This window comes from candidate division KSB1 bacterium, assembly GCA_034506335.1.
Classification (GTDB): Bacteria; Zhuqueibacterota; Zhuqueibacteria; order JANLFK01; family Oleimicrobiaceae; genus Oleimicrobium.
The window spans coordinates 19568-44701 of the sequence record JAPDPR010000003.1 but is presented as its reverse complement, the minus strand read 5'-3'; the positions used below and the strand labels follow the sequence as shown (position 1 = coordinate 44701).

Genomic DNA, 25134 nt, shown 5'->3' with positions numbered 1-25134 from the left:
TACGCGTCTCCTTGTTGGTGAACAACTGTTGCAATCCTAACCCTGGGGTGTAGCGAGCGCTCCTTTAGTTGCCGGCATCGACCTTCTGCTGGGAGGAAGGTTCCATGCGGGTCACGCTCACCACACCCTGTACCTTGCTAATGCGGCTGATGATGCGATTGAGATGATGCAGGTTCCGTACCTGCACAATGATGAACCCGCTCGCCAGAGCGTCCTCCTTCTTCATGTTGACGCTCACGATCTCGGTGTCGGAATCGGTAATGGCTTTTGATATGTCGGCCAGCAACCCCTTGCGGTCCTCACTCAGCACGTACAGGCTGACCAGGAACAACTTGTCCCGGTCCACGTCCCACTCCACCTGCACGTGCCGCTCCGGCTCTTCCATGAGTTTGAGCACGTTGTTGCAATCGGTTCTGTGGATTACCACGCCCCGGCCCCGCGTGACAAAGCCCCAGATGTGATCGCCAGGCACCGGCTGACAACACTTGGCAAACTCGATGAGCACATTATCCACCCCCTGCACGCGCACCCCCTTTGCCGAGCCGCGCGCCCGCTGCAAGAAGCGCTGCAGCAGGGATTGGTCCGAGGGCTCTTCCGGCTTTGGTTCGGCAGGCAGAAGTTTGCGGATGACGTTGTCCACTTGTATGTCGCCCTGCCCGATGGCGGCGTAGAGCTTCTGCTCGTCAGAAAAACCATAGCTTTGCGCCAGTCCGGGCAGGTCCACCCGATCGCGACTAATGTGATGCTTGTTCAACGCCTCACGCAGCAAGTCCTCACCGATACGGACACTGCTTTCGAACAGAGATTCCCGGACCCACCGTTTGATGCGGTTGCGAGCTTTGGTGGTGCGCACGAACTTGATCCAGTCCGGGTTTGGCCGTTGCGCGGGAGAGGTGATGATCTCTACTGTGTCCCCGCTCCGCAGCTGGTAGTCCAGAGGAACGATCCTCCCATTGACCTTGGCGGCGATGCAGTGCAGGCCGATGTCGGTGTGCACGTCAAAAGCAAAGTCCACCGGCGTGGAACCCACAGGAAGTTTGTGCAGGTCGCCTTTTGGCGTGAAGACAAACACCTCGTCTCGGTAGAGGTCGATCTGCAGATTCTCTAAGAAATCGGCCGGTTCGTGCGTCTCCGCTTCCCAATCGAGGAATTGGCGCAGAAAGGTCAGATACTTGTCGAGCTCATCCTCCTTGACCTTGCCCTCTTTGTACTTCCAGTGCGCGGCAATGCCGTCCTCTGCAATCCGGTGCATTTCCCGGGTGCGGATCTGAATCTCCACCATGCGTCCGTCCGGCCCGACGACGGTGGTATGCAGCGATTGATAGCGGTTGGACTTGGGGATAGCGATATAGTCTTTGAAACGATCGTGTACAGGCGTAAACAGGCTGTGCACAATGCCCAAGGCGCCGTAACACTCTTCAACCCGGTCGACGATGATGCGGATAGCGAACAAGTCGTAGATTTGTTCAAAAGGCACGCCTCGCTTATGAATTTTGTTGTAGATGCTGTAAAAGTGTTTCGGCCGGCCGGTGATGGTAGCGCGTATACCTGCGTCTTTGAGCGCCTTCCGAATCGGGCGAGCTACCCTTTGGATGTATCGCTCGCGCTCAGCACGACCTTCACGCACAAGCCTGCTCAGTTCCTCATAGGCCTGAGGATCAAGATACTTTAGCGCCAGGTCCTCCAGCTCCCAGCGGATCTTCGCTACGCCCAATCGGTGAGCCAATGGCGCATAGATGTCTCGGGTTTCCCGGGCAACCTGCTCCCGCCTCTTTTCGGGAAGGTACTGCAACGTGCGCATGTTGTGCAGGCGGTCGGCGAATTTGATCAGGATCACCCGTACGTCCTTAATCATGGAGAAAATCATCTTGCGAAAGTCTTCCGCCTGCCGCTCCTCGAAGGTGTCGAAGCCCAGGCCGCCGATCTTCGTCACCCCGTCCACCAGCCCGGCAATGGTGGGGCCAAACTCTTTCTCTACCTCCTCCAGCGTGGTGCCGGTGTCCTCGGCCACATCGTGCAGGAATCCAGCGGCGATGGTGTCCGGGTCGAGCCTGAGATCCACCAGAATCTCTGCCACGGCCAGCGCGTGCTCAAAGTAGGGGCGACCGGATTTGCGCAGTTGGTCTTTGTGCGCGCGATAGCTAAACTGGCATGCGCGGTCGATGAGGTCGGTATCGGCCTTGGGATTGTACCGTCGCACCCGGCGGATGAGGGCGTCGCACGCTTTTCGGTACTTCTCTTCCACGATTGGTTCAGCCCATCCTCGTGCGTGTCAGAACACTTCTTCTGGCGGCACTAACCCCACCTCCGCCGCTGGGTTGGCAAACATTACGTACTCCTTGACAAAGGTGAGGTTGACGGTTCCGGTAGGACCGCTTCGCTGCTTGCCAATGATGACTTCTGCCGTCCCTTCTTGCTCAGGCGCCCTGTACACCTCTGGCCGATAGAGAAACAGCACCACATCGGCATCTTGTTCGATGGCGCCCGATTCACGCAGATCGGAAAGGATAGGACGGCGGTCGCCGGCGCGCGTCTCCACAGCACGAGACAGTTGCGACAGGGCCACCACCGGGATATTCAACTCCTTGGCCAGCGCCTTCAGCGACTGGGTGATCATAGAGATCTCTTGCTGGCGGTTCTCCGCCTGGCTTGGTCCCCGCACCAACTGCAGATAGTCGATAATGAGCAGGCCCAGATTGTATTGAGCCTTCAGGCGACGGGCCTTGGCGCGAATTTCCAGCACGCTGATGGCTGGCGTATCGTCAATAAAAATGGGGGCCTCGGCCAGGTGGCCCACTGCCAGGCTCAGGCGCGGCCAATCTTCGTCAGCCAGTCGCCCAGTGCGCACCAGGTGCTGATCGACGCGGGCGGCTGTGCAAAGCATGCGCAAGGCAAGCTGGTGTCTGGCCATTTCCAGGCTGAAGATGCCCACCGTGACCCCGGCGTTGATCGCCGCGTGGTGGGCTATGTTCAAGGCAAAGGCTGTCTTGCCCATGGAAGGGCGCCCGGCAATGATGATGAGCTCGGAGTTCTGCAGTCCGGCGGTCAGCTCATCGAGGCGGGTGAACCCCGTGGGTACACCGGTGACCCCTCCGTGCCGCCGGTGAAACTGCTCAACTACGTCAAAAGTCTCGTGCATGATGCGGTCGATGCTCTCGAACCCCCTGCGGAGGCGCCGCTCTGCGAGCCGGAAAATCTTCTGCTCCGCCTGGTCGATCAGCTCATACGCCTGCTCCTCGCCCTCATAGGCCTGAGTGCTTATCTCGTTGGCCACTTCGATGAGTCTGCGCCGCAAGGCCTTTTCCAATACGATCCTGGCGTGGTACTCGACGTTGGCCGCCGAGGGGACGCGTTCCACCAACTCCGTGAGGTAGTAGGAGCCCCCCACCTCGTCGAGCTCCTTGCGCTTTGCCAGCTCATTGCTCAAGGTGACGATGTCCACCGGCTCGTTGCGTTGGTGCAGCGCGAGGGCGGCACTGAAGATCTTGCGATGGGCAAGCCTGTAGAATGCCTGCTCGTCCAGGAGTTCTATAGCCTTCCCAAGCGCTTCTTCCTGCAACAGAATCGCACCCAGGACGGCCATCTCTGCTTCTAAACTTTGAGGGGGCACACGCTCGCCCGCTTCCGGGAGGGGCCTGCTTTGGGCGGAAGTCCGTTCACGTGCCATATGGTTTCATGCCCTCATTCCGATAAACATCTTCATGCCTTTGCCGAACTGGCGCTGCCGTACTTTTGCTCGTAAAGCATCCGGAGCATCCGCAGGTCTTGGCGCGCAGGCTCCTCAAATTGGGGTGCACGGAGAATCGCCGCCGGGTGGTATGTGACGATCAAGCGCGCGCCTGCGCACCCGTGCACCACCCCCCGCAGTTTGTTCAGCGGTGTGGTGGTATTCAGCAAGGTGTGCGCCGCAATGCGCCCAAGAGCAACGATAAAGTCCGGGGCAATGAGCTCGATCTGCTTTCGCAAGTAGGGAAAGCAGAGGGCGATTTCTGTGGGGAGCGGGTCGCGGTTCTCAGGAGGCCGGCACTTGAGGATATTTGCGATGTAGACCTCCTCGCGCGCAAAACCGCTTTCTCTGAGCAGACGGGTCAAGAGTTGTCCTGCCCGGCCCACAAATGGCTCACCCAGCCGGTCTTCGTCGGCTCCAGGGGCTTCGCCGATGAGCATGACGCGCGCGTGAGGATTCCCGACGCCAAACACAAAGTGCGTGCGTCTCTCCGCCAAAGGGCACTTCCGGCAGTGGCGAATCTCCTCGTAGTAAGCTCGGAGCGGATCGGCTGTAGGCACTGCAGGAGCTTGCGCACGGGCAGGCACAAACACCTCTGGCCCGTACAGCTCGGCGTGCTGCCGCAAGAAGCGCTCCACAAGCTCACGATCTGTCTCGTCAATGCCTCCCATGGCCTCTTCGCCCTACAAGCTGCTGGCATCCCCCCTCTTCGCCAAGAGCTCGACCACGTGCCCCAAGATTACCCGTGCAACCTCGCGCTTGGACATCAACGGCAGGCGCAGCACTGTCCCATCCCGCTTGATGAGGGTTACCTTGTTAGTGTCGGTGCCAAAGCCGGCACCTTCCTCCATCGGGTTGTTGAGCACAATCATGTCGAGATTCTTTGCACTCAACTTCGCAGTGGCGTTTTCCAGTTCATTTTCTGTCTCCACTGCGAAACCCACCAGAAGCCGCCGTTCCTTGTGCCGACCAATGCTGGCAAGGATGTCTTCAGTCCGTTCCAGCTCCAGGGCCACACGCTCCAGGCCCTTTTTCAGTTTGTGGGGACTCACATGCTTGGGCCGAAAGTCCGCCACGGCGGCAGCCATGATGAGCACGTCCGCCTCCGCAATTGCCGCCCGCACTGCCTCAGCCATCTGGGCGGAGGTCCGCACACTTTCGCAAGTGACACTGGAGAATGGCCGTTCTGCGCTCGGGCCGGTGATCAAGTGCACCTCCGCTCCCATGAGCGCGGCCACCTCGGCAAGAGCAAAGCCCATCTTACCGGAGGAACGATTGGTGACAAAACGCACCGGGTCTATGTCCTCTTCGGTGCGCCCCGCGGTTACGACAATGCGGTGGCCCGCTAACTCCTTTGAGCCGAGCAGGACCGACTTGACTGCGTCAAGGATGCGCTCCTTGTCCGCAAGACGCCCCCATCCCTCTTCGCCGCAGGCAAGGTCCCCTGCTTCTGCATCCACAAAGAGGTACCCAAGGCGCTTCAGCTGTTCCACATTCTGGCGGAACACCGCCTTGGCGTACATTTCCTTGTTCATCGCCGGGCAGAAGACAACAGGTGCAGTCGTGGCTGCGACCATGGTAGTCAGGAGGTCGTCGGCCACTCCCGCTGCCACTTTTGCCACGCAATTGGCAGTGGCCGGGGCGATCACCACCACCTCTGGCCAGCGCGCCGCCTCGATGTGAATGGTGCCCCCCTTTCCGGCTGCCGGAAAGAGTTCCGTCAGCACCGTGTTCTCACTGAGCGTCTCGAAGGTCAGCGGGGTGACGAACTGACATGCGGCCTTGGTCATCACCACGCGTACCTCGGCGCCTTCCCGTTTCAGGGCCCGGACAAGCTCACAGCTTTTGTATGCCGCGATGCCGCCCGTGACGCCGACCAGCACTTTTCTGCCCTGGAATAGCATACCTGCTTACTCTTCCTCGCGTGCCTCCGCTGCACCCTCTGCTGGCTTCTCCTCCTCACGCTCGACGTAGGTGTAGCGCAGTTTGCCCTCCAGGAACTCCTGCAGGGCCTGGGTGGTCGGCCTCGGCAGCCGCATGAAGGGTCTGTGGATTGGTTCACGCGGCTGGTCGTCGTCAAGGAGATCGTCCTTGGTGTCCGCCATCAATTCCCGCATTTCCCTCTCCACCAGCTGCTTCTGCTCGTCGTTGATCTGTCTGGCGCGCTTGGCGATGATGACCACCGCCTCGTAGACACTCTCCGCGTGCTTTTCGATGTCTTCCAACGCAATCTGGTACAGCATCAGTCCTCAGCCTCCTTACTGGCTTCCACAGTGTGTGGCGCTTGTCCTTTCCTTGTCACGTGCGCGCGCTGGGCGCCTGCAACCAGCTTTGCCACGCGCGCAACCGTTCTTTCCAGGTCTCTATTAACCACCACATAGTCATAGTTTCGCGAGGCAGCCATCTCCATGGCCACCCGCTCCAGTCGCTTGGCGATCTCTGCGGCCCCTTCGGTGCTCCGCTTCATCAGCCTCTCGCGCAGCACCCGCATAGACGGCGGCTTGATAAAGATGAGCAGCGAACGGTCCGGAAACAGGTGCCGCACTGCCTGCCCACCCTTCACATCGATGGCCATCAAGACCGCTTTGCCCTGGCGGAGCGGTTCCTCAATGGACCGACGAGGGGTGCCATACAAGAAGCCATGGACTTCAGCCCACTCCACCAGCTCGCCGCCGTCCCTCATCTGCGCAAACTCGGCCGGGCTCACGAAGTAGTAGTGAACCCCGTGTTGTTCGCCTGGTCGCGGCGGGCGAGTAGTTGCGGTGACTGCATACACGAACCTCTCGGGGTCACGTTGCAGCAGGCCCTGGACCACCGCCGTCTTTCCCCCGCCCGAAGGGGAGGAGATCACCACCAACAACCCGCGCGTGTCAACCGAGGGCCGCTTCATCGCTCTCCTGCGCCATGGCGGGCAAGGGCTTCGCTAGGCGTTGCAAAATAGTGCGCGGCACGTTCGCCGACAAAACCACCTGGTTGCTGCTCATGACCAGCACGGTACGCGTGCGCTTGCCCGCGGTGGCATCCACCAGTCGCCCTTGTTCCCGCGCCTCGCGGATCATCTGCCGAATGGGCTTGGAGTTGGCCACGACCACAGCCACAATCTTGTCGGCAGCTACGTAGTTGCCGTGCCCAATGCCGACCATTACCATCGCCGCGGATCTCCTCACTCTATGTTCTGGACCTGTTCGCGGATCTTCTCCACTTCGTCCTTGAGCTCTACCACCAGGTGAGAGATGTCCGCATCGGCCGCCTTGGCTCCGATGGTATTGGCCTCGCGCTGCATTTCTTGCAGCAAGAAGTTCAGCCGCCGGCCTGGGGGCTCATCCCCGTCCATCGAGGCCAGGAAGAGCTTGGTATGGCTGTGAAAGCGGACGCACTCCTCGGTCACGTCCATACGGTCCGCCAGAATGGCCACCTCCTGCGCAAGGCGGTTCTCATCCACCGACACATCCTGCGCGAGGGCCTGAACTCGGGCGCGGAAACGGTGCATCAACTCGCCTGCCCGCTCTTGGGACAGGGCTTCGATGCGGCCGACCTTCTCCTCCAGCAGGGCAATCCTCTTCTCGAGGTCCCGACGGAGTTCGGCCCCTTCCTGGGCGCGCATGGCGATCATTTGCTCCAGGGCCATGCCCAGAGCCCGCTCCGCCACCGCCCATGCCTTCTCCGCACGCTCCTGGTCGCTCTCCACGCCGAAGATATCGGGCAGGCCAACCAGATGATCCAGACGCACACGGTCCTGGAGCTGCAGTTTCTCGTTCAGCTCCTCCAGGAGATGCTTGTAAGCCTGCGCCATGTCCAGGTCGACCTTGAGACCAAGAGCAGAGTTGTTCTCCATCTTGACGGCAACGGACACATTCACGCGTCCACGCGTAACATGACGCCGGACGATCTCTTTGACCTCCTGGTCACGGTTGGCCAAAAACCGCGGCAGGTGCACGGAGACGTCCAGAAAGCGATTGTTGAAGGCACGCACCTCGGTAGTGGCCTCGATGCCATCCTCGCTCCACACCGCCGTGCCGAAGCCCGTCATGCTGGCAATCATGGTATCCCTCGGATGTCCACAGAGAACTCCCCCCACGCGCCCAGGCTGCTTTCGGTGCACGGGACGTTGATTATAGCAATTTTTCAGCTCTTTGTCAACCGAAATCTTCTGTTTGGGCTAATGTTTTCAAGATATTAAGCCACGCGCCTCCACTTCCCGGCTGATGGCCGCATAGCGTGTGCGCTAACCCACCTGGTCAGGCACATCATTTTTCTCGCCGCCCAAACTTTTCTTTCTGGATGGTAAGCTGAAGAGAGATGCGATGCGTGGCACCGAGCTGGTCATGGCTCAGGTAGGCATAGTCGACATCCAGCTGGGGTAACCTTACTCCAAGGCCGAAGGTAAGACGGCCCACGTCGCTGCCGGCGCGCAGGGCCACCGCCTGGCGGAATGCATACTCTATCCCAAAATGCCAGTCAGCGCTTGCTTGCCCTAGACTCATCTGCGCGGCGCTCTTCCTCCCCTCGAACTTGATGTCCACATCCACCGCCGGGGTGATGGTCCCGCGGAGCCAGCGAACAGACAACGGGTAGGCCAGGCCCCACTTGGCGGTGGGCAAGACAAACTCCCGCGTACCCGTTGAGTCCCACACCAACACCGTGGTGGTCACATCCTGCACCACGCCTCCAATGACCAGATGCTCGATCGGATTCCACCGCGCGCCCAGGTCGAATCCCACCCCCCAGGCAGCAAATGAACCCACGCCCTTATGCACTACTTTGGCCGTCGCGCCGTAGGAGATGGAGCTGGAGCGTGCTCGCGCCACCGACACGGCCCACACCCACTCGGCGTCGGTGACATACTTCTCGATATAAGGCGTGTTGCGCACCACCACGCCGTTTTCCGTGTACAGCTCGCCAAGGGCCAGCTCCGGGTTGCGCAGTCGCGTGGTGATGGGGATGTCATCTACGGCTGTGCGGGTGATGGTGAGGCCAACCGCCAGCGCATGGCCCAGAGGGAGGGCCGCTCCGACATAGTCATAGTTGACTACGCCGGCAAAGCGCTCCGCGTGCATGGCTGCCAGCTGGGGGAAGGTCACCCATGCCAAGCCGGCCGGGTTCCAATAGCCAGCTGTCACGTCCTTGGCCACGGCCACGTGCGCCCCTCCCATGCCCAGGGCGCGGGCCCCCACGCCCACACTCATGAACTCGCCTGCGTACTTGCCCACCCTCCACTGGCCGGCCAACACCGCTTGCGCCAGCAGAAGGATGGTCACGACCACTTTTGCCATGTTCTGCGCTAACACCAATACCTCAGTGGCAAAAACCCTACTGTTCGCACGCTGACCCTGATGCAATCTACAAAAGGCGCCGGCGAAAATCAAGGCCTTTCGTGATCGTGGCCAAAAAGAAACAAGCCGTTACGGCTTTTCGCCATCAACCTTCTTCTTCAACTCGAAGAGTTTGTTCAAAGCCTGGAGCGGCGTGAGGTTATTCACGTCGATGTTGCGGAGTTCTTCCGCCAGCTGTCGTTCCTGGGCGGCAAAGATGTCCAACTGCAGCTGCTGTGCCCTCTCCTCGGAAGACGGTCGCCGCAGCGCAATCTTGGGCTCCTCGGTGGGGGTCAGGGCCTCGGCCTCCAAGTTGGCTAGAATCTCCTTCGCCCGGTCGATAACCTCCTTGGGCAAGCCTGCCAGCTGCGCCACGTGGATGCCGTAGCTGTGGTCACATCCCCCTTCAACAATCTTGCGCAGGAACACGATTCTGTCGCCCCACTCTTTGACGGCAACGTTGTAGTTCTTCACCCGAGGTAAAATCAGCGCCAGCTCTGTAAGTTCGTGGTAATGCGTGGCAAACATCGTCTTCGCGGCCAGCCGGGGGGTATTGTGGAGAAACTCCGCTACCGCCCACGCGATTGACAGCCCGTCAAAGGTGCTGGTACCACGCCCGATTTCGTCCAGCAAAATGAGGCTGCGAGGTGTGGCGTTGTTCAATATGTTCGCCGTCTCGTTCATTTCCGTCAAGAAGGTGCTTTCCCCTCCTGCCAGGTTGTCGGAGGCGCCGACGCGGGTGAAGATCTTGTCCACAATGCCGATGTGAGCCTCCGCGGCCGGCACAAAGCTGCCCATCTGCGCCATGATCACAATGAGACCTACCTGCCGCAGGTAGGTGGACTTGCCCGCCATGTTTGGCCCGGTGATGATCAGAATCTGGTCGCTGGAACTGTCGATAAACAGGTCGTTCGGGACAAAGGCCTGCCCTGCGGGCAGCAGTCGCTCGATCACCGGGTGCCGACTGTCCTTGAGCCGAATGGCGGTGGACTCGTTGATTTCTGGGCGGACGTAGCGGTTGTTGACCGCCACCTCCGCAAGGCTAACCAGGCAGTCCAGTTCAGCAATGAGTCTGGCGTCGAGTTGCACGACTTCGGTCTGGAGGGCTGTGCGCTTGCGGAGCTGATCAAACAGCTCGTACTCTAACACCGCAATTTTCTCTTCCGCCCCGAGGACTTTCTCCTCGTACTCCTTTAGCTCAGGAGTAATAAACCGCTCCGCCCCAACGGTGGTTTGCTTGCGCACATAGTCTGGGGGCACTTTGGAGAGATGTGGCTTGGTGACCTCGATGTAGTATCCGAACACCTTGTTGTAGTTCACCTTGAGGGAGGGGATGCCCGTGCGCTCGCGCTCGCGCGTCTGGAGTTTGGCAATCCAATCCTTGCCGGAAAAGGCGATGGCGCGCAGCTCGTCCAGCTCTTTGCTGTAACCGGCGCGGATGATCCCCCCCTCGGTGAGGAGAAGCGGTGGGTCATCCACTAAGGCCCGCTTCAGCTCCTCCACCAACGGGCGAAGCTCCTCGAGTCCATCGCGGATGTGACACAGCTGGGCACTTTCCAGGGGAGCCAAGGTGGTGCGCAGCTCCGGGACAAGAGTCAGGGTGCGCATTAAGGCGTTGAGGTCGCGGGCGTTGGCCCGGCCTGTGTTCACCCTGGCCATCAAGCGTTCCAGGTCGCCAACGCGACGTAACAAGTCACGCAGCTTTTGCCGCAGTTCCCCGTGCGCCACCAGCTCCTCCACCGCGTCCAGGCGACGCTCGATGGCAGACTTGTTGGTCAGGGGCCGGAGAAGCCATTGCACCAACATGCGTCCACCCATAGGGGTCAACGTTCGATCGAGGACCGAAAGGAGCGTGGCCCTGGCCCCCCCTGGGTTCATCGGCGCCACCAGCTCCAAATTTCGCCGCGTCGCCGCATCCAGTCCCAGGTAGTCCGCTTCGTTGAGGCGCGCCAGCCGGTTGAGGTGTTTAAGCTCGTTCTTTTGTGTCTCCTTGAGATAGTGCACTACTGCGCCGGCTGCCGACACCCCTGCGTCAAGGTCTTCACAGCCAAATCCCCGCAAGGAGGTGGTGCCGAAATGTTGCGTCAAGACCTCGTAGGCATACTCGCGATGAAAAATCCATTCCTCACACTTTGAAACCATGGCCTGCAGGCCGGGCCCGAGTTGTTCCACAACATAGGACAACTGCTCCTCGCTGACCAACAACTCGGCAGGTTCGGCGCGCGCCACCTGTTCCCTGAGCTGGCTCGTGGGGAATTCGCCGGCAACAAAGTCACCGGTGGACACGTCGGCAGCGGCCAGCCCAAACGTTTGACCTTTGAGATATACGGCCACCAAGAAATTGTTGCGCTTGGTCTCTAGTAGCCCATCGGTGAGCACTGTGCCGGGGGTGACCACTTCCAATACATCCCGCTTCACCACCACCTTGGCCTTCTTGGGGTCTTCGACTTGCTCGCAGATGGCCACCTTGTACCCCGCTTTCACCATTTTCGTCAGATAGCTCTCCAAGGCGTGGTGAGGAAAACCTGCCAGCGGCACATTGGCTGCCTTGCCGTGCGCCCGGCTGGTCAGCGCAATACCCAGCACCTGGGCCGCGATTTTGGCATCGTCGTAGAACATTTCGTAAAAATCGCCCATGCGGAAAAAGAGGATGGCATCGCGGTACTGCGCTTTCAGGCGCAGGTACTGCTTCATCAGCGGAGTTTGGCCCTCAAACGCCGGCACTGTTGCGGAAGAAGATGACACGACTCTATCAGGCATGGGGAAGACTATCTCAGGATTTCAGACTGGGCGCAGCTCTTCTCCCCAGTGGAGCTTGAGCCTCAAGACCTCATAGAAACGTCGGCGGCGCGTAGCAATCCAACGCACCGGATAGTCAGCGGCACGGATCTCCACCTCCTGGCCGCTGCGCAACACACACCCCGTCTGGCCGTCGGCGGTGAGATTGATCCGCTCCTCCTCACTGCTGGCGCTCACCCGCACCACGCTGTCCGGAGGGATGACCACGGGACGAGCCCCGAGCGAATGCGGACAGAGGGGGGTGATGATGAGCACGCGCATGGTGGGGATGACAATCGGCCCGCCGGCTGCCAAGGAGTAGGCCGTAGAACCGGTGGGGGTGGCGATGATGAGCCCGTCGGCCACATAGGTGTTGAAGTAGACATCGTCCACATAGGTACGAATCGCGATGATGCGGGGCGAGCCGCCTCTGTCGATGACCACATCATTGAGCGCGTGAAATACGTGACCGGGCTCGTCACTCACGGTGGCGCGCAACAACATCCGTTCGATCACGTCGTACTGCCCGCTGAGCACGTCCTCCAGGCATGGGAAGAGTTCTTCGATGCGCACCTCGGCGAGGAAGCCCAGGCCACCAAGGTTGACGCCCAGGATCGGTACCCCCAGGTGCCCCACCGTCCTGGCCACGGAAAGAAAGGTACCGTCCCCACCCAAGGCGATTACCACGTCGCTTCTTCGCCCCAGCTCTTCCACCGCGGCCCAACTTGAGGCCGGTACGCTCACGTCCACGACCTGCCGGATGTCGTCTGCCAATAGGAAAGGGGTGTGGTGCTTGCCCAGCCAACGCACCAGGCGGGGGACGACCTCGCGCACCATCGGCTTGGTGGTGTTGGCGACGATGCCCAGCTTCACTGCCTCACCTCGCTCTCAGCTCACTGCCCGGGCGGCCGGACTATGGACCAGGTGCATCGTCTCTTTCCATGCCCGCAGCGTTGCTTTGCCGATTCCTTCCACGTCGAGCCCGACGTGGGCGTGGAGCTCCTTCAGGGTGCCATGGGGTACGAACTGATCGGGCAGACCCAGGCGTAGCAAGCGGACGTGGCCGAAGCCGTGGTCTGCAAGCCACTCGCCCACTGCGCTGCCAAACCCTCCCACCACCGTGTTGTCCTCTGCCGTGACCAGGAGCTGATGGCGTTCAGCCACCTGGCGGAGCATAAGCTCATCCAGCGGCTTAAGGAAACGTGCGTTAATGACCGTACAATCAATGCCCTGCTTTGCTAGCCGCTCTGCGACTTCCAGACAGCGATAGACCAACGGTCCGAGGGCGAGAAATGCGATGTCCTGCCCGCTGCGCAGGCACTCGCTGGTGCCGATGGGCACCAGCGCAGGGTCACTGTCCATCGGCACCCCCACGCCTTCACCCCGTGGGTAACGCAGGGCAATGGGGCCATCGTAGTCGACCGCAGTCCAGAGCAGGCGCCTTAGCTCGTTCTCGTCTTTTGGCGCCGCAACGACCAGGTTCGGCACGCTGCGCAAGTAGGAGAGGTCAAAGGAACCGTGGTGCGTCGGGCCATCGTCTCCCACCAGCCCACCCCGGTCAAGGGCAAAGACCACCGGCAATTTCTGCAGGGCAATGTCGTGGATTATCTGGTCATACGCTCGCTGCAAGAATGTGGAATAGATGGCCACCACCGGCTTGAGCCCTTGTGTGGCCAATCCACCGGCGAAAGTGACGGCGTGAGCTTCTGCAATACCCACGTCGAAAAAGCGGTCTGGGAAGGCCTCATGGAGCCGCCAAAGACCTGTGCCCAACTCCATGGCCGCCGTAATACCGACCACCTTCGGGCGCTTGGCGGCGATCTCTACCATGGTTTCGCCAAACACCTCGGTGTACGTGCGGTTCTTGTGCGGCGCCGCGGTTTCGCCGGTGTGGATCTTGAAAGGCCCCAGTCCGTGGAACCGGGGGGCGTCTTTTTCCGCAGGCTCGTAGCCTTTCCCCTTGGTGGTGAGCACATGCAAGAAAATGGGTCCTTTCAAGCGGCGCACCTCGTTCAGTACTCGCACGAGAAGGGCGAGATTGTGCCCGTCGATCGGCCCAAAATAACGGAACCCGAGGCGCTCAAAAAGGAGGCCCGGCACCACCAGTGCCTTGAGACCCTCTTCCAGTCGGCGCACCGCGGTGCGGATATGCCCACCCAGATGGGAGAGCTTTCCGGTAAGCTCCCAGATGTCGCGCTTAAGCACGTTGTAAGCCGGTGCGGTGATGAGCTGCGTCAAGTATTCCGCCAAGGCCCCCACATTGCGGGAGATGGACATGCGGTTATCATTGAGGATGACCAGCAGGTCGCGCTTCAGGGCACCCGCATTGTTCAGCCCTTCGAAGGCCAGGCCCCCGCTCATCGAGCCATCCCCAATCACCGCCACCACGGCGTAGTCTTCCTTGGCCAAATCGCGCGCGCAGGCGATCCCCAACGCTGCGGAAATCGAGGTACTGGCGTGCCCGGTGCCAAAGACGTCGTACGGGCTCTCCTCCCGCCTGGGGAAACCGCTGATGCCGCCCCATTGCCGGAGCGTGGCGAACTGCTCCCTTCGGCCCGTGAGAATCTTGTGCGGGTAGGACTGATGTCCCACGTCCCAGATGATCTTGTCGCGCGGGGTATCGAAGACATAGTGCAATGCCAGGGTAAGCTCCACCACACCCAAGCTCGGCGCCAGGTGACCGCCAGTGCAGCTCACGGTGGAGACGATGAACTCGCGCAGCTCCTTTGCGAGCTGGCAGAGCTCGGGAATGTCCAGGTTGCGCAGGTCGGCAGGGGAGTTGATCCGGTCCAAGAGAGGGTATGTTGCTTGCCGTTGTTCCATGGTCTACGGCCCGCCCCGGTTCACACCAACTCCAGCTGGAAACCGTCGTCCTTCTTGACAAGGACCTTCAATTTGGCTTCCGCTTCGTTGAGCCGGGCTTGGCAAAACTTTGCCAATTCAGTCCCCTCCTCGAACAAGCGCAACGATTCCTCCAAGGTGCTCTCGCCCCGCTCCAAGATCTGCACAATCTCTTCCAGGCGCCGCATGGCGCTCTCAAACGTCCTTTTCTCTGGCATGCGTTCCTCACCCTTGTTGCTCGCGCGCCCTTCGGAGTGCGGAGAGCTCGCTCAGGGGCGCATTTGGCACCACTTCGCTCACCTCAGTCGTTAACCGCCCATGGGCCAGTTGTACGCCCACTGCCTCGCCCGCGGCCACCTGCGTGGCAGTTCGTACTACCTCGCCGCTGTCTATGCGGAAGCAGATGGAGTATCCGCGGGCCAAAACCGCCTGCGGACCCAGCGCGGCAAGGCGGCTGGCCAAGCTCTGGTGGCGTTGGCTGGCCAACTCCACGGCATGAGATGTGGCCGCAGTCAACATGCGGGTCAGGTCGTCCAGACGTTGCTGATACTGGTGAACGATGTCCTCGGGCCTGCGAAAACCATAGCTGGCGCGCACGGCGTTGAGTCGCTCCTTCGCGGCACTGAGCTGCCGACACAGAGCCTGATAGGCCCGGGTCAGATGGGCCTGCACCGTCTGGTGCAGCTGCTGGCGGTCAGGGACGACCAGTTCGGCCGCAGCAGACGGCGTAGGCGCACGAAGGTCCGCCACAAAATCGGCGATGGTAAAATCCACCTCGTGCCCCACGGCCGAGACCACAGGGATGCGGGATGCATAGATGGCGCGTGCCACCACCTCTTCGTTGAACGCCCACAAGTCCTCCAAGGAACCGCCGCCGCGGCCAACGATGATTACATCAACTTGCCCGTATTCGTTGAGCTCGGCAATCGCATTGGCAATATCCTCTGCGGCTCCCTCACCTTGGACCAAGGCCGGCCGCAAAATGAGCTCAATCCCTGGCAGGCGCCTCCTGGTGATGTTCAGGATGTCCTGCAGCGCCGCCCCAGTGGCACTGGTCACAATACCCACACGCTCCGGGTAGCGCGGAATTGGGCGTTTGCGCTCCTCAGCGAACAACCCCTCTTGGCGCAAACGGTTCTTTAACTGCTCGAAGGCAAGCTGCAATTCCCCTACCCCGGCCGGCTGCAGCCGCAGCACGTCCAGCTGGTAGTTGCCCCGCTTCTCGTAAACGGTGACCTTGCCCTGCACCAGGACCTTCATCCCGTCCTCGGGAATGAAGCGGAGCCCCATGTTGCGGCCCCGCCACATGACCGCGGCGATCTGCGCGTTCTCGTCCTTCAACGAGAAGTACATATGCCCTGAGGAATGGAGCTTGAAGTTGGAGATCTCGCCCTCTACCCACACCACAGGGATGGTGGTCTCCAAGAGAACTTTGATCTCCCGGGTGAGCTCCGAGACCGTGTAGATATGGGCTTCGCTGGTGCCCATCTCTGGAGTCAGCTCCGGGAACTCTTCCACTGCCACCTGCGCTCTCCTCAGGAATCAGAAGACCGGGGCCACGGCGGCCGCCGGCGCGCTCCGGACAAAGGCAAATAAGGGCCAAGCCTCTGTCTCGGCCCTTATCCCTTCCGCCTGGGGCGACCATAGACGCCACCGCCCTCTTGCCGTCTGTTCGCTCACCAATGTCACTGTCTCGGTAGCTCCCCCCTCGAGCTTAGCGGAGTTTCTTCTTATGCCTATTTTTGCGCAGCCGCTTCTTGCGCTTATGAGTTGCAATCTTGTGTCGCTTGCGCTTCTTGCCACTGGGCAATCTTGCTCACCTCCTTCGTCCATATTGTCGCACCGGCGCAGAAGGTGCGGTAAGGTTTGGTCTCAATCTTCGAAGGTCCGGCCACCCGCTCCGCTGCCAGGCGCGTCTGCCACCGCTTTGCGCAGCTCCTGGGCGGGACGGAAGTATGGTGCCCTCCGCGCCGGAATGTACACCAGATTTTTGGTAACCGGGTTACGCGCCTTGCGCGCTTTGCGTTCCACCGGGAGAAACGTCCCAAAACCCCGCAGCGTAACGCTCTCCCCTTGTCGTAGTGCCGAAGAGACTACGGCGATGAAGCCATCAATCACCGCGGCAACTTCCAGCTTCATCAGCCCCGTGCCCTCGGCGAGCTTGTCGACGAGCTGGTCTTTGGTCATTTCACGTTGCCCGCCTTTTGTTCGCCCAGCCGCTCCAGCCTTCCAGTCAAGCACCCCTCTCCATCACCTGCAGGTGGAACAGTGCCTGGATGAGCAGCCACCACAAGAAGCCTTCGCAGAGCCGGAAGATGGCCGGCTCGTCCCAGAAAAGCCAAACACTGAAAAGATACGCTCCGTGCGAAGGCTCCCACACTGCGGACAAGGTGGAGTTGCCGCATCGTTGCCTCCGCGGATGAGTTCCTCGAACGTAACCCCGCACTGGGCACACTTGAATTCATAGATCGGCATAGTGCCTCTCGCGCTCAGAACACCATTTTGTAGCTCAGGCGCGGGGAGCGGTCCACGGCCTCAATGAGCTGGCGGACATTCTGGAACAAGAGGTCAATCAGGCGCAGGCCGCGCCGTTCTTGCCGCACAAGACGTGGCTCGCCTTTGATCCCGGCAAGATCAGCGGCCAGCCGGATTGCATCCTCAAAGGTACCCAGTGTGTCCACTAATCCGCTGCGTAGAGCCTGTAGACCTGTGAACACGCGTCCATCTGCCAGTTCCAGCACCCGTGCGCGCTCCATGCGGCGCCCCTCAGCGACCGCGTCCACAAACTGCGCGAAAGCATCGTCCACCCATTGTTGCAAGTAGGCTCTTTCGGCCTCGGTCAGGCCACGGTAAGGCGAGCCAGTGTCCTTGAACTTCCCGCTCTTGATCACGGTAAAGTCGATACCTAACTTGTCCAAAAGCCGGCGAATGTTGGGTAGCTCTGCTACCACGCCGATGCTGCCGGTGGTAGTGCCTGGGTTGGCCATGATGCGCGTGGCCGGCACCGCTACATAGTATCCGCCCGAGGCTGCCACCGACCCCATGGAGGCAACGATGACCTTGCCCGATTCTCTGGTCTTCCGCACCTCGTCGTGGATTTCTTGGGAGGCGGCAACCCCGCCCCCAGGACTCTCGATGCGCAAAACGATGGCCCGCACTGAGCCGTCCTGACGGAACTGCTTCAGTTGGCGCACCACCGGCCGGGCGTCCACGATCGTGCCGGTGAGCTCCACGAGTGCCACTTTGGGACCAAAAGCCGGGAATCCCATGCCCGCTTCACCTGAGGCCCGCAGGCTCAAAAGAGAGAGGACCATCAGCGAGGCACCCCCCAGCACCACGACGGCCAACACAATGAGCACAACAGCTCGCTTCGACATATCACCCTCACACTCGCTGCTGCTCTGCAGCCAGCAGCCATCGTCTGTCAACGGACGTGGCCGACAGGGCCAACTTTAAGTATACTAAAAAAGCCCCTAAATATCAAAGGAAAAATGGTTAGCGCTTGCGGTCACTTGATTTTTCGCAGGGCTTGAGACAGATCGTTGATCAGGTCTTCCACTGCTTCGATGCCCACAGAGAGACGCACCAGGCCGGGAGTGATACCGCACGCCAACAGCTCCTCCTCGCTGTAGGTGGAATGGGTCATGCTGGCCGGGTGCTCGATGAGCGTGTCGCAGTCGCCCAGACTTACCGCCAAGGTCATCAACTTCACCGAGTCCATGAGCTTCTCACCAGCGGCCCGGCCCCCTTTTAGCTCAAAGGACACCATGCCGCCGAAGCCAGTCATCTGCTTGCGCGCCAGCTCATGCTGTGGATGGATACGCAAGCCTGGATACCACACCCGCGCCACCTTGGGATGAAAGCTCAGATAGTGAGCGATACGCATGGCGTTGAATTGGTGCCTTTCCATGCGCACCGGCAAAGTCTTCAGACCACGCACAAAAAGCCAGGCGTTGAATGGGCTCAGACACCCGCCCAGGTCGCGCAACACCTGACCCTTGGCTTGCTTGATGAAATCGGCGGGGCCTACGATCACCCCGCCAATCGTGTCGCCATGACCGCCGATGTACTTGGTCGCGCTGTGAATGACGATGTCTGCGCCCAACGACAGCGGCCGCTGGAAGTACGGGGTAGCGAAGGTATTGTCCACCATCAGCAGTGCGCCGTGCCGGTGGGCAATAGCCGCGGCTCCGGCGATATCAATGAGCTTGAGGGTCGGATTGCTGGGCGTCTCGATGAAGACCACCCGCGTGTTCTCATCCATAGCCGCCTCGATGTTGGCCAGCTGGCTGGCCTCCACGTCGCGCACCTCGATGCCCAGCCGTTTCATGGTTTCGCGGAAGAGCTGATGCGTGCCACCGTAGAGGGTATCGGAGGCGACAATGTTCTCCCCGGTGCGCACGGCGGTCAGCACAGCGGTCGTGGTAGCGGCCATACCCGAAGCTGTTGCGCAAGCCGCCTCGCCGCCCTCCAAGAAGGCCATCTCCCGCTCGAAGGCATCCACCGTAGGATTACCGATGCGTGTATAGATGTACCCCTCACGCTGCCCGGCGAATATCTCCGCTCCTGCCCGCGCGCTGGGGAAAGCAAATGTTGAGCTCTGATAGATGGGAATAGACACAGCGCCGGTCAAGCGATCTACACCCCCTGAACCATGGACGCACAACGTAGCGAAACTAAGCTTGCGCATCTCCTCAGGCTTCATGCATCGCCTCCCGCATAGTCCATCTCACGACTTGGGTTACATTTTGCCGTGGCAAATATACGCCGACTGGCGCAAAAAGTCAACCTCTTTGTCGGAGTGCGCCGCGCGGAGGCGGGGTCCGCGTGCCGACCCGGATTATCAACAAGTGCAACCTCTGACCGAAAGAGACTCCCCGGCGACGACAAAAGAGAAAGGGCCGATGCCGCGCCGCAGGCGCTCCACCGGCCCTCCTCCGCTAACGATTAGGGGACGTCAGCTAGCCAAGATCTTCTCGACTTCCTCTTTGTCCACGTCGGTGATGTAGGTGATGCCGCTGATGCGCGCTGCCTCGGGTGTGAGGGCGGCGATGTCGTCGCGACTGATATGCGCCAGCGTGAACTTGCGACTGCCGCACATCAGTTGCCGCAGCCCTTGGGCCAGGCGTTCGTAGTAGGTGTAAAGACCCAGCGCGCCAGTGGGCACCTTTTCGAATGTCTCCTTGCCCAGCTCCTTCCGCAAAGAACTGGCGGTGACAAAAATCTCATCGATGGTCGTGCCGAACCGCTCCACATACACCGGCAGTTGTCCGTCCTCGATAGCCCGCCCTATGGTCTTGCCCACCATTGCCGCGGCAATGGGGGCACGCGCCATCCCCACCAGCTTGAAGTACGGCGCGCCCAGGGCCAGCGCTTTGAAGATCTGATCTTCGAAAGTAAACCCGCCGGCGACTGCCAGTGCCGGCACATACCTGCCCTCTTCGGCCAGACGCTTGGCGTAGAAGTAGAGGAGCGAGTGCAACTCCACCGGCGGCACACCCCACTCGTTCATCATCCGCCAGGGACTCATGCCCGTGCCACCACCCGCAGCGTCCACCGTGAGGAGGTCGATCTTGTATTTTGACGAGTAGGCAATGGCGCGCGCCAGGTCAGCCGGGCGGTAGGCCCCGGTTTTGAGGAAGATATACTTGGCTCCGGCCTTGCGCAGCTCCTCAACCCTTTGCGCAAATGCCTCCTCGTCCACCATGCCCACGCGGGAGTGGCGCTCGAACTCCTTGAAGGCGCCCCGCTCGAAAGCCCGAATAACGTCCGGATCATGCGGGTCGGGCAGCACCACATAGCCGCGATCGCGCAATGTCTGGGCCTTCTTCAGCTCACGTATCTTAACCTCTCCGCCAATATCCTTAGCCCCTTGTCCCCACTTCATCTCCACACACTGGACGCCAAGTTTTTCCACCGCGTACTCATGTACGCCAAGGCGGGTATCTTCCACATTGGCCTGGACAATAATCGCCCCGTAGCCATCCCGCTGGAACTCTCTGTAGAGCTCCACCCGGCGTTTCAAGTCGACGGTGTCCACGACGCGCCCGTTCTTGAAGGTGGCCTCCATGTCCATTCCCACCACATTCTCCCCGATGGTGAGGCCAGTGCCTGCCAGCGCCGAACCGATGGCCAGCCCTTCCCAGTTGTTCTTTGCCACGTTGGTGGAGCCAATGCCGGGTATTATCCACGGATAGCGGAACTTGATCCCCTGGTCATGGCCAATTCTCACCTCCAAGTCGACGTTGGGGAAGATCGCCTTGTCGCTATCGGCCTCGATGCCGTGTGCCCCAACCGCCGTACCCATGATGTTGAAATGCCCATAGTCCACTGGATAGGTCTTTTCGGCGGCAGTGGTGATGACCCCGAACGGCTGGGGATAGATGACCTCATGCCCTCGGTAGGCCGACTTGCCGATTTCGCACATGCCAATGCAGCCGTCCACGCAGGTGACGCACATCCCCGACGAGGGAGTGATGGAGCCTTCGGTGCGGTTCTTCGTCAGCGTTGCCGCCGACGAGTTTATCCGGGAAAGAGTGTTTGCCATACCTGCTACTCCTGTTTTTGACGCTTCGCGCTCGCTGCTGGTCTACTTGACGATCTCGCATGCCACACAGGGGTCCATGTAGCACATCATGTCATCGAACTGCTCCTTCTCCACGCACGGTGGGCTGAGGTTGGCGCACCCACCGCAAATAGCCTTCTCCGGCTCGGCGTACGTACAACGGAGCTGACATGCCGGACAGACGTAGATGCATCCCCCGCATAGCCGACACTCCTCGGAACGGATGTCGAAAGGTGTGCCAATGCTGCGCCGTTGGCCGCGCCCGCGAAAACCGATGGCCTTGCCTGCCATCTGCTCGGCACACATGCGCACGCATAGCCCGCAGAGAATGCAGTCTTCATACTCCTGTTTGAAGCGCTGCTGCCGCACCTCATATTTGGAGGCCAGGTCTTGGATCACCTTTGACTGCGGACAGGATGCGAGCAGCAGCTCGAGGATCATCTTGCGCGCGCGCACCACGCGCGAAGAGGCTGTGCGCACCTTAAGCCCTTCCTGCGCCGGATAGGTGCAGGAGGTGACCAACTTCGCCTGGGCACCTTCGCCGATCTCCACCACGCAAAGGCGGCACGCGCCGTAGGGCGAGAGGCCCTCCATGTAACAGAGCGTGGGAATGGGAAATCCAAGGAACTTGGCAGCCTCCAAGAGCGTGGTTCCTTCCTCCACTTGCACCGGCAACCCGTTGATGGTGAGATTGATCATCGGCGTTTCCCTTCAGCTTCAGGCTCTCTGTTCGGGCCTCTGCACAAATTCCAGGTCGCAGCGCAGGCAGCGGCTAGCTTCGCGAGTGGCTTCTTCGGTAGTGAGGGACATCTCCACCTCGGCAAATCCCCTCTTGCGCCACTCCACGGACGCGCGGGGTACTTCCACCCGTCGCGCACCAGCCAATTCCTCGCTCACCTGCACCGGCGGCACGTAGACCTTTGGCAAGCGCACCTCTGGTGGCTGGGCCAGGGGCTCACCGCGGATGAAGCGATCGATCATTGTCGCGGCGCGCTTGCCGTCGGCGATGGCATCTACCACGGTATTCGGCCCCCTGACTACATCGCCACCCGCAAAGACCCCCGGCACGTTCGTGCACAGGGTCTCAGGGTCCACCTTCACTGTATCCTGCGGGGTCGTCTCTATCTTCTGGCCACTGGCAACCGCCACTGAGTCGACATCGGAGCCCTCGCTGATGGCCACGACGAGAGAATCCAACTCACACTCGAATTCAGAGCCAGGAACAGGCACTGGCCGCCTCCTGCCGCTGGCGTCCACATCGCCGAGGGTGTTGCGGATTAGGCGAAGACCGGCAACGCGCCCTCTCCTTGTTAAGACTGCTACCGGAGAGACCAGCGTCTCCAGGCGCACCCCTTCCTGAAGCGCCGCCTCAATCTCCTCTTCGAACGCCGGCATCTCCTCGCGCGTACGGCGGTAAAAGATGGTCACACTGCGCACATCCCTCTGCCGCAGGGCTACGCGCGCCGCATCCACCGCCGAGTTGCCCCCGCCGATCACCCCAACTCTGCCCCAAGCCTCCTGCTTGCCCTCAAGATTGAACGAACGCAGGTACTGGATAGATGGGAACACGCCTTCGGCGTCCTCACCCTCGATCCCCAGCCGCCGGCTCTTGTGGGCACCGAGTGCCAGAAAGACGGCCTTGAAACCGTCCTTGAACAGTCCTTCGATGGTAATGTCCTTTCCCAAGGCAACGCCGTACTTGATGGTGATGCTCTTGTCCAGAACCGAGGCGATCTCCTTTTCCAAGGTTTCCCGCGGCAGACGGTAGGCAGGGATGGCGCTCACCATCATGCCCCCGGCACGCTGCTCAGCCTCGAACACGGTTACGCGATAGCCCATGAGGGACAGATAGTGGGCCGCAGTCAAACCAGCCGGGCCGGCACCGACGATCGCCACGGCGGGACTGCTCTTGAGCACCTTCTTGGTCCGCGTGGGGCGATACGACATGGGGTCCATGCGGTCGGTGATGAAGCGCTTCAAGGCGCGGATGGCGATGGCCTGGCCGCTCACCACGCCCGCACGACAGCGATCTTCACACGGATGGTGACACACCCGCGCACAGACCGAAGGGAATGGGTTGGCTTCCCTGATAGCCCGATAGGCCTCCTCGTATTCCCCGCGGGCGATGTGGGCCACGTACCGCCATGCCTCAGTACCGAGGGGGCACGCAGACTGACACGGGGCACCCACCAACTCCTTGCACACGCCCGCCTGGCAGGTCCGCCGGTGAATGTGTTCCTCATACTCGTGGCGGAAGTAACGAAGGGTGGAGAGAACGGGGTTGGAGGCTGTCTGTCCCAGCCCGCACATGGTGGTGTCCTTAACCACCTCGGCCAACTCCTGCAACAGGTCAATCTGCTCAGGCCGGCCCTTGCCGCGCGAGATGTCGTCTACAATCTCCCACATGCGCTGCGTCCCCTTGCGGCAGGTGAAGCATTTGCCACAGGACTCGTCGCGCAGAAAGTTCATGAAGTACTTGGCCACGTCCACCATGCATGTGTTCTCATCCATGACGATCATGCCCCCCGAGCCCATAATCGAGCCGGCCTGGGAGAGGCTGTCGTAGTCGATGGGCAGGTCGAAGAGGCTGGCAGGAATACACCCGCCCGAGGGACCACCGGTCTGCACGGCCTTGATCTTCGCCTTACCCACGGGCCCTCCCCCGATGTCGTAGACGATTTCCTTGATGGTGATGCCCATCGGCACCTCCACCAAGCCGGTGTTTCGAATCTTCCCCACCAGGCTGAAGATCTTGGTGCCGGAGTTCCCCTTGGTCCCTATGGACGCGAACTTATCTGCGCCCATCTCAAAGATCACCGGGATGTTGGCCCAGGTTTCCACATTGTTGATGGCCGTGGGGCGGCCGTTGATCCCCCTTTGTACCGGGAACGGCGGCCGCTGACGAGGCTCGCCTACTCGGCCCTCGATGGAGTGCATCAAGGCGGTCTCTTCGCCACACACGAAGGCACCGGCGCCGCGCACCAGGCGGATGTCGAAGGAAAAGCCGGTGCGCAGGATGTTCTCTCCCAGCAAACCTAGTTCCCGTGCTTGGCGGAGGGCGATGATGAGGTGTTTGATGGCAAGAGGGTATTCGTCCCGCACGTAGATGACCCCCTCCGTGGCGCCGGTGCCGTAGGCGCCGATGAGCATCCCCTCGATGATACTGTGTGGGTTGCCCTCCAGTACACTCCGGTCCATGTACGCACCTGGGTCACCCTCGTCCGCATTGCACACCAAAAATTTGCCGCGTCCGTCCGGTTGGGTGGCCAAAAGTTCCCACTTTTTGCCGGTGGGAAAACCTGCGCCACCCCGGCCACGCAAGCCTGAGGCCTTCACTTCCTCGATGACCCAGTTCGGGCTACGGCGCGCCAAGACCTTCATGAACGAGCTGTACCCGCCAAGCGCAATGTAGTTGTAAATGCGAATGGGGTCAAGCCTCTCGTTGCGGCCCAAGATGGTGCGCACCTGCTTGCGGAAAAAGGGCACATCGTCCTGCTTGGCAATGCGTTCGCCTGTGACCGGATCCACGTAGAGCAACTCTTCGATTACCTGGCCGTTGGCCACCGCCTCCACGATACGCACCATGTCCGGGATCGTGACCTTCGGGTAGAAGATGCGGGCCGGCTCGACCAGCACCGACGGCTCCATCTCGCAGAAGCCGTGGCACCCAGTGATCAAGAGGCGGATCTTGTCCGTGAGCCCCTTGGCGAGCAGTTCCCGCTTGGCGATGCGGATGAGGTCATTGGCCCCGCTTGCCTGACCGCACGTGCCCGCGGAGATGACAATCGTGGGCATGGAAAGGTCATGGTCAGCTACCAAGATTCGCTGCAGCTGATAGAATTCGTCGATGCAATTAAGTCGTCTCATAACTCAGCTTTGCTTTTGCTGTCGGATCGTGCGCACCTCACTCT

20 protein-coding genes are annotated in these 25134 nt (G+C 60.7%); all 20 read right to left on the bottom strand.

Annotated elements, in window-relative coordinates:
- Positions 1 to 64: 64 nt before the first annotated feature.
- Complete coding sequence (locus tag ONB25_02045; protein ID MDZ7391672.1) at positions 65 to 2245, bottom strand: bifunctional (p)ppGpp synthetase/guanosine-3',5'-bis(diphosphate) 3'-pyrophosphohydrolase; 2181 nt, start codon at positions 2243 to 2245, stop codon at positions 65 to 67.
- 27 nt (positions 2246 to 2272) lie between these two features.
- Positions 2273 to 3667, bottom strand: a complete 1395-nt coding sequence (gene dnaB / locus ONB25_02040) for a replicative DNA helicase (protein ID MDZ7391671.1) — start codon at positions 3665 to 3667, stop codon at positions 2273 to 2275.
- A 32-nt stretch (positions 3668 to 3699) separates the two neighbouring features.
- A complete protein-coding gene (locus ONB25_02035) occupies positions 3700 to 4398 on the bottom strand; it encodes a uracil-DNA glycosylase (GenBank protein ID MDZ7391670.1) in 699 nt (232 codons plus the stop codon).
- 12 nt (positions 4399 to 4410) lie between these two features.
- A complete protein-coding gene (gene coaBC, locus ONB25_02030; protein MDZ7391669.1) occupies positions 4411 to 5631 on the bottom strand; it encodes a bifunctional phosphopantothenoylcysteine decarboxylase/phosphopantothenate--cysteine ligase CoaBC in 1221 nt (406 codons plus the stop codon).
- Between the two features lie 6 nt (positions 5632 to 5637).
- A complete protein-coding gene (gene rpoZ / locus ONB25_02025) occupies positions 5638 to 5970 on the bottom strand; it encodes a DNA-directed RNA polymerase subunit omega (GenBank protein ID MDZ7391668.1) in 333 nt (110 codons plus the stop codon).
- A complete protein-coding gene (gene gmk / locus ONB25_02020; GenBank protein ID MDZ7391667.1) occupies positions 5970 to 6617 on the bottom strand; it encodes a guanylate kinase in 648 nt (215 codons plus the stop codon). The genes rpoZ and gmk overlap by 1 nt, the downstream gene beginning before the upstream one ends.
- The gene (locus ONB25_02015; protein MDZ7391666.1) at positions 6598 to 6876 is read right to left on the bottom strand and encodes a DUF370 domain-containing protein; all 279 of its coding nucleotides are present in this window, start codon (positions 6874 to 6876) and stop codon (positions 6598 to 6600) included. The genes gmk and ONB25_02015 overlap by 20 nt, the downstream gene beginning before the upstream one ends.
- A 14-nt stretch (positions 6877 to 6890) precedes the next feature.
- Positions 6891 to 7769 carry a YicC family protein gene (locus tag ONB25_02010; protein ID MDZ7391665.1) on the bottom strand — a complete coding sequence of 293 codons (879 nt, stop codon included), beginning with the start codon at positions 7767 to 7769 and terminating at the stop codon, positions 6891 to 6893.
- A gap of 205 nt (positions 7770 to 7974) precedes the next feature.
- Complete coding sequence (locus ONB25_02005) at positions 7975 to 9015, bottom strand: PorV/PorQ family protein (GenBank protein ID MDZ7391664.1); 1041 nt, start codon at positions 9013 to 9015, stop codon at positions 7975 to 7977.
- A 114-nt stretch (positions 9016 to 9129) separates the two neighbouring features.
- Positions 9130 to 11733, bottom strand: coding sequence for a DNA mismatch repair protein MutS (gene mutS / locus ONB25_02000; protein MDZ7391663.1), 2604 nt, complete (start codon positions 11731 to 11733; stop codon positions 9130 to 9132).
- 87 nt (positions 11734 to 11820) lie between these two features.
- A complete protein-coding gene (locus ONB25_01995; GenBank protein MDZ7391662.1) occupies positions 11821 to 12690 on the bottom strand; it encodes an NAD(+)/NADH kinase in 870 nt (289 codons plus the stop codon).
- A 15-nt stretch (positions 12691 to 12705) separates the two neighbouring features.
- A complete protein-coding gene (gene dxs, locus ONB25_01990; protein ID MDZ7391661.1) occupies positions 12706 to 14640 on the bottom strand; it encodes a 1-deoxy-D-xylulose-5-phosphate synthase in 1935 nt (644 codons plus the stop codon).
- Positions 14641 to 14660: 20 nt separating this feature from the next.
- Positions 14661 to 14876, bottom strand: a complete 216-nt coding sequence (gene xseB, locus ONB25_01985; GenBank protein ID MDZ7391660.1) for an exodeoxyribonuclease VII small subunit — start codon at positions 14874 to 14876, stop codon at positions 14661 to 14663.
- A 7-nt stretch (positions 14877 to 14883) separates the two neighbouring features.
- Positions 14884 to 16182: an exodeoxyribonuclease VII large subunit gene (gene xseA / locus ONB25_01980; GenBank protein MDZ7391659.1), complete on the bottom strand. Its 1299-nt coding sequence runs from the start codon at positions 16180 to 16182 to the stop codon at positions 14884 to 14886.
- Between the two features lie 348 nt (positions 16183 to 16530).
- Positions 16531 to 16845 (bottom strand): HU family DNA-binding protein, encoded by a 315-nt coding sequence (locus ONB25_01975; GenBank protein MDZ7391658.1) that lies wholly within the window; start codon positions 16843 to 16845, stop codon positions 16531 to 16533.
- A 302-nt stretch (positions 16846 to 17147) separates the two neighbouring features.
- Entirely contained in the window at positions 17148 to 18035 is an 888-nt protein-coding gene (sppA, locus tag ONB25_01970) for a signal peptide peptidase SppA (GenBank protein ID MDZ7391657.1), read from the bottom strand.
- Between the two features lie 131 nt (positions 18036 to 18166).
- The gene (locus ONB25_01965; GenBank protein MDZ7391656.1) at positions 18167 to 19363 is read right to left on the bottom strand and encodes an aminotransferase class I/II-fold pyridoxal phosphate-dependent enzyme; all 1197 of its coding nucleotides are present in this window, start codon (positions 19361 to 19363) and stop codon (positions 18167 to 18169) included.
- Between the two features lie 252 nt (positions 19364 to 19615).
- The gene (locus ONB25_01960) at positions 19616 to 21205 is read right to left on the bottom strand and encodes an FMN-binding glutamate synthase family protein (protein ID MDZ7391655.1); all 1590 of its coding nucleotides are present in this window, start codon (positions 21203 to 21205) and stop codon (positions 19616 to 19618) included.
- 42 nt (positions 21206 to 21247) lie between these two features.
- Positions 21248 to 21922: a 2Fe-2S iron-sulfur cluster-binding protein gene (locus ONB25_01955; protein ID MDZ7391654.1), complete on the bottom strand. Its 675-nt coding sequence runs from the start codon at positions 21920 to 21922 to the stop codon at positions 21248 to 21250.
- Between the two features lie 18 nt (positions 21923 to 21940).
- Positions 21941 to 25090 carry an NADH-quinone oxidoreductase subunit NuoF gene (nuoF, locus tag ONB25_01950; protein ID MDZ7391653.1) on the bottom strand — a complete coding sequence of 1050 codons (3150 nt, stop codon included), beginning with the start codon at positions 25088 to 25090 and terminating at the stop codon, positions 21941 to 21943.
- Positions 25091 to 25134 lie beyond the last annotated feature (44 nt).

What these genes read in the sequence shown, in the direction of transcription:
- dnaB (MDZ7391671.1), bottom strand. Translation starts at nt 3,667, where the DNA reads ATGGCACGTGAACGGACTTCCGCCCAAAGCAGGCCCCTCCCGGAAGCG.
- ONB25_02035 (MDZ7391670.1), bottom strand. Translation starts at nt 4,398, where the DNA reads ATGGGAGGCATTGACGAGACAGATCGTGAGCTTGTGGAGCGCTTCTTG.
- coaBC (MDZ7391669.1), bottom strand. Translation starts at nt 5,631, where the DNA reads ATGCTATTCCAGGGCAGAAAAGTGCTGGTCGGCGTCACGGGCGGCATC.
- rpoZ (MDZ7391668.1), bottom strand. Translation starts at nt 5,970, where the DNA reads ATGCTGTACCAGATTGCGTTGGAAGACATCGAAAAGCACGCGGAGAGT.
- gmk (MDZ7391667.1), bottom strand. Translation starts at nt 6,617, where the DNA reads ATGAAGCGGCCCTCGGTTGACACGCGCGGGTTGTTGGTGGTGATCTCC.
- ONB25_02015 (MDZ7391666.1), bottom strand. Translation starts at nt 6,876, where the DNA reads ATGGTAATGGTCGGCATTGGGCACGGCAACTACGTAGCTGCCGACAAG.
- ONB25_02010 (MDZ7391665.1), bottom strand. Translation starts at nt 7,769, where the DNA reads ATGATTGCCAGCATGACGGGCTTCGGCACGGCGGTGTGGAGCGAGGAT.
- mutS (MDZ7391663.1), bottom strand. Translation starts at nt 11,733, where the DNA reads ATGAAGCAGTACCTGCGCCTGAAAGCGCAGTACCGCGATGCCATCCTC.
- dxs (MDZ7391661.1), bottom strand. Translation starts at nt 14,640, where the DNA reads ATGGAACAACGGCAAGCAACATACCCTCTCTTGGACCGGATCAACTCC.
- xseB (MDZ7391660.1), bottom strand. Translation starts at nt 14,876, where the DNA reads ATGCCAGAGAAAAGGACGTTTGAGAGCGCCATGCGGCGCCTGGAAGAG.
- ONB25_01975 (MDZ7391658.1), bottom strand. Translation starts at nt 16,845, where the DNA reads ATGACCAAAGACCAGCTCGTCGACAAGCTCGCCGAGGGCACGGGGCTG.
- sppA (MDZ7391657.1), bottom strand. Translation starts at nt 18,035, where the DNA reads ATGTCGAAGCGAGCTGTTGTGCTCATTGTGTTGGCCGTCGTGGTGCTG.
- ONB25_01965 (MDZ7391656.1), bottom strand. Translation starts at nt 19,363, where the DNA reads ATGAAGCCTGAGGAGATGCGCAAGCTTAGTTTCGCTACGTTGTGCGTC.
- ONB25_01960 (MDZ7391655.1), bottom strand. Translation starts at nt 21,205, where the DNA reads ATGGCAAACACTCTTTCCCGGATAAACTCGTCGGCGGCAACGCTGACG.
- ONB25_01955 (MDZ7391654.1), bottom strand. Translation starts at nt 21,922, where the DNA reads ATGATCAATCTCACCATCAACGGGTTGCCGGTGCAAGTGGAGGAAGGA.
- nuoF (MDZ7391653.1), bottom strand. Translation starts at nt 25,090, where the DNA reads ATGAGACGACTTAATTGCATCGACGAATTCTATCAGCTGCAGCGAATC.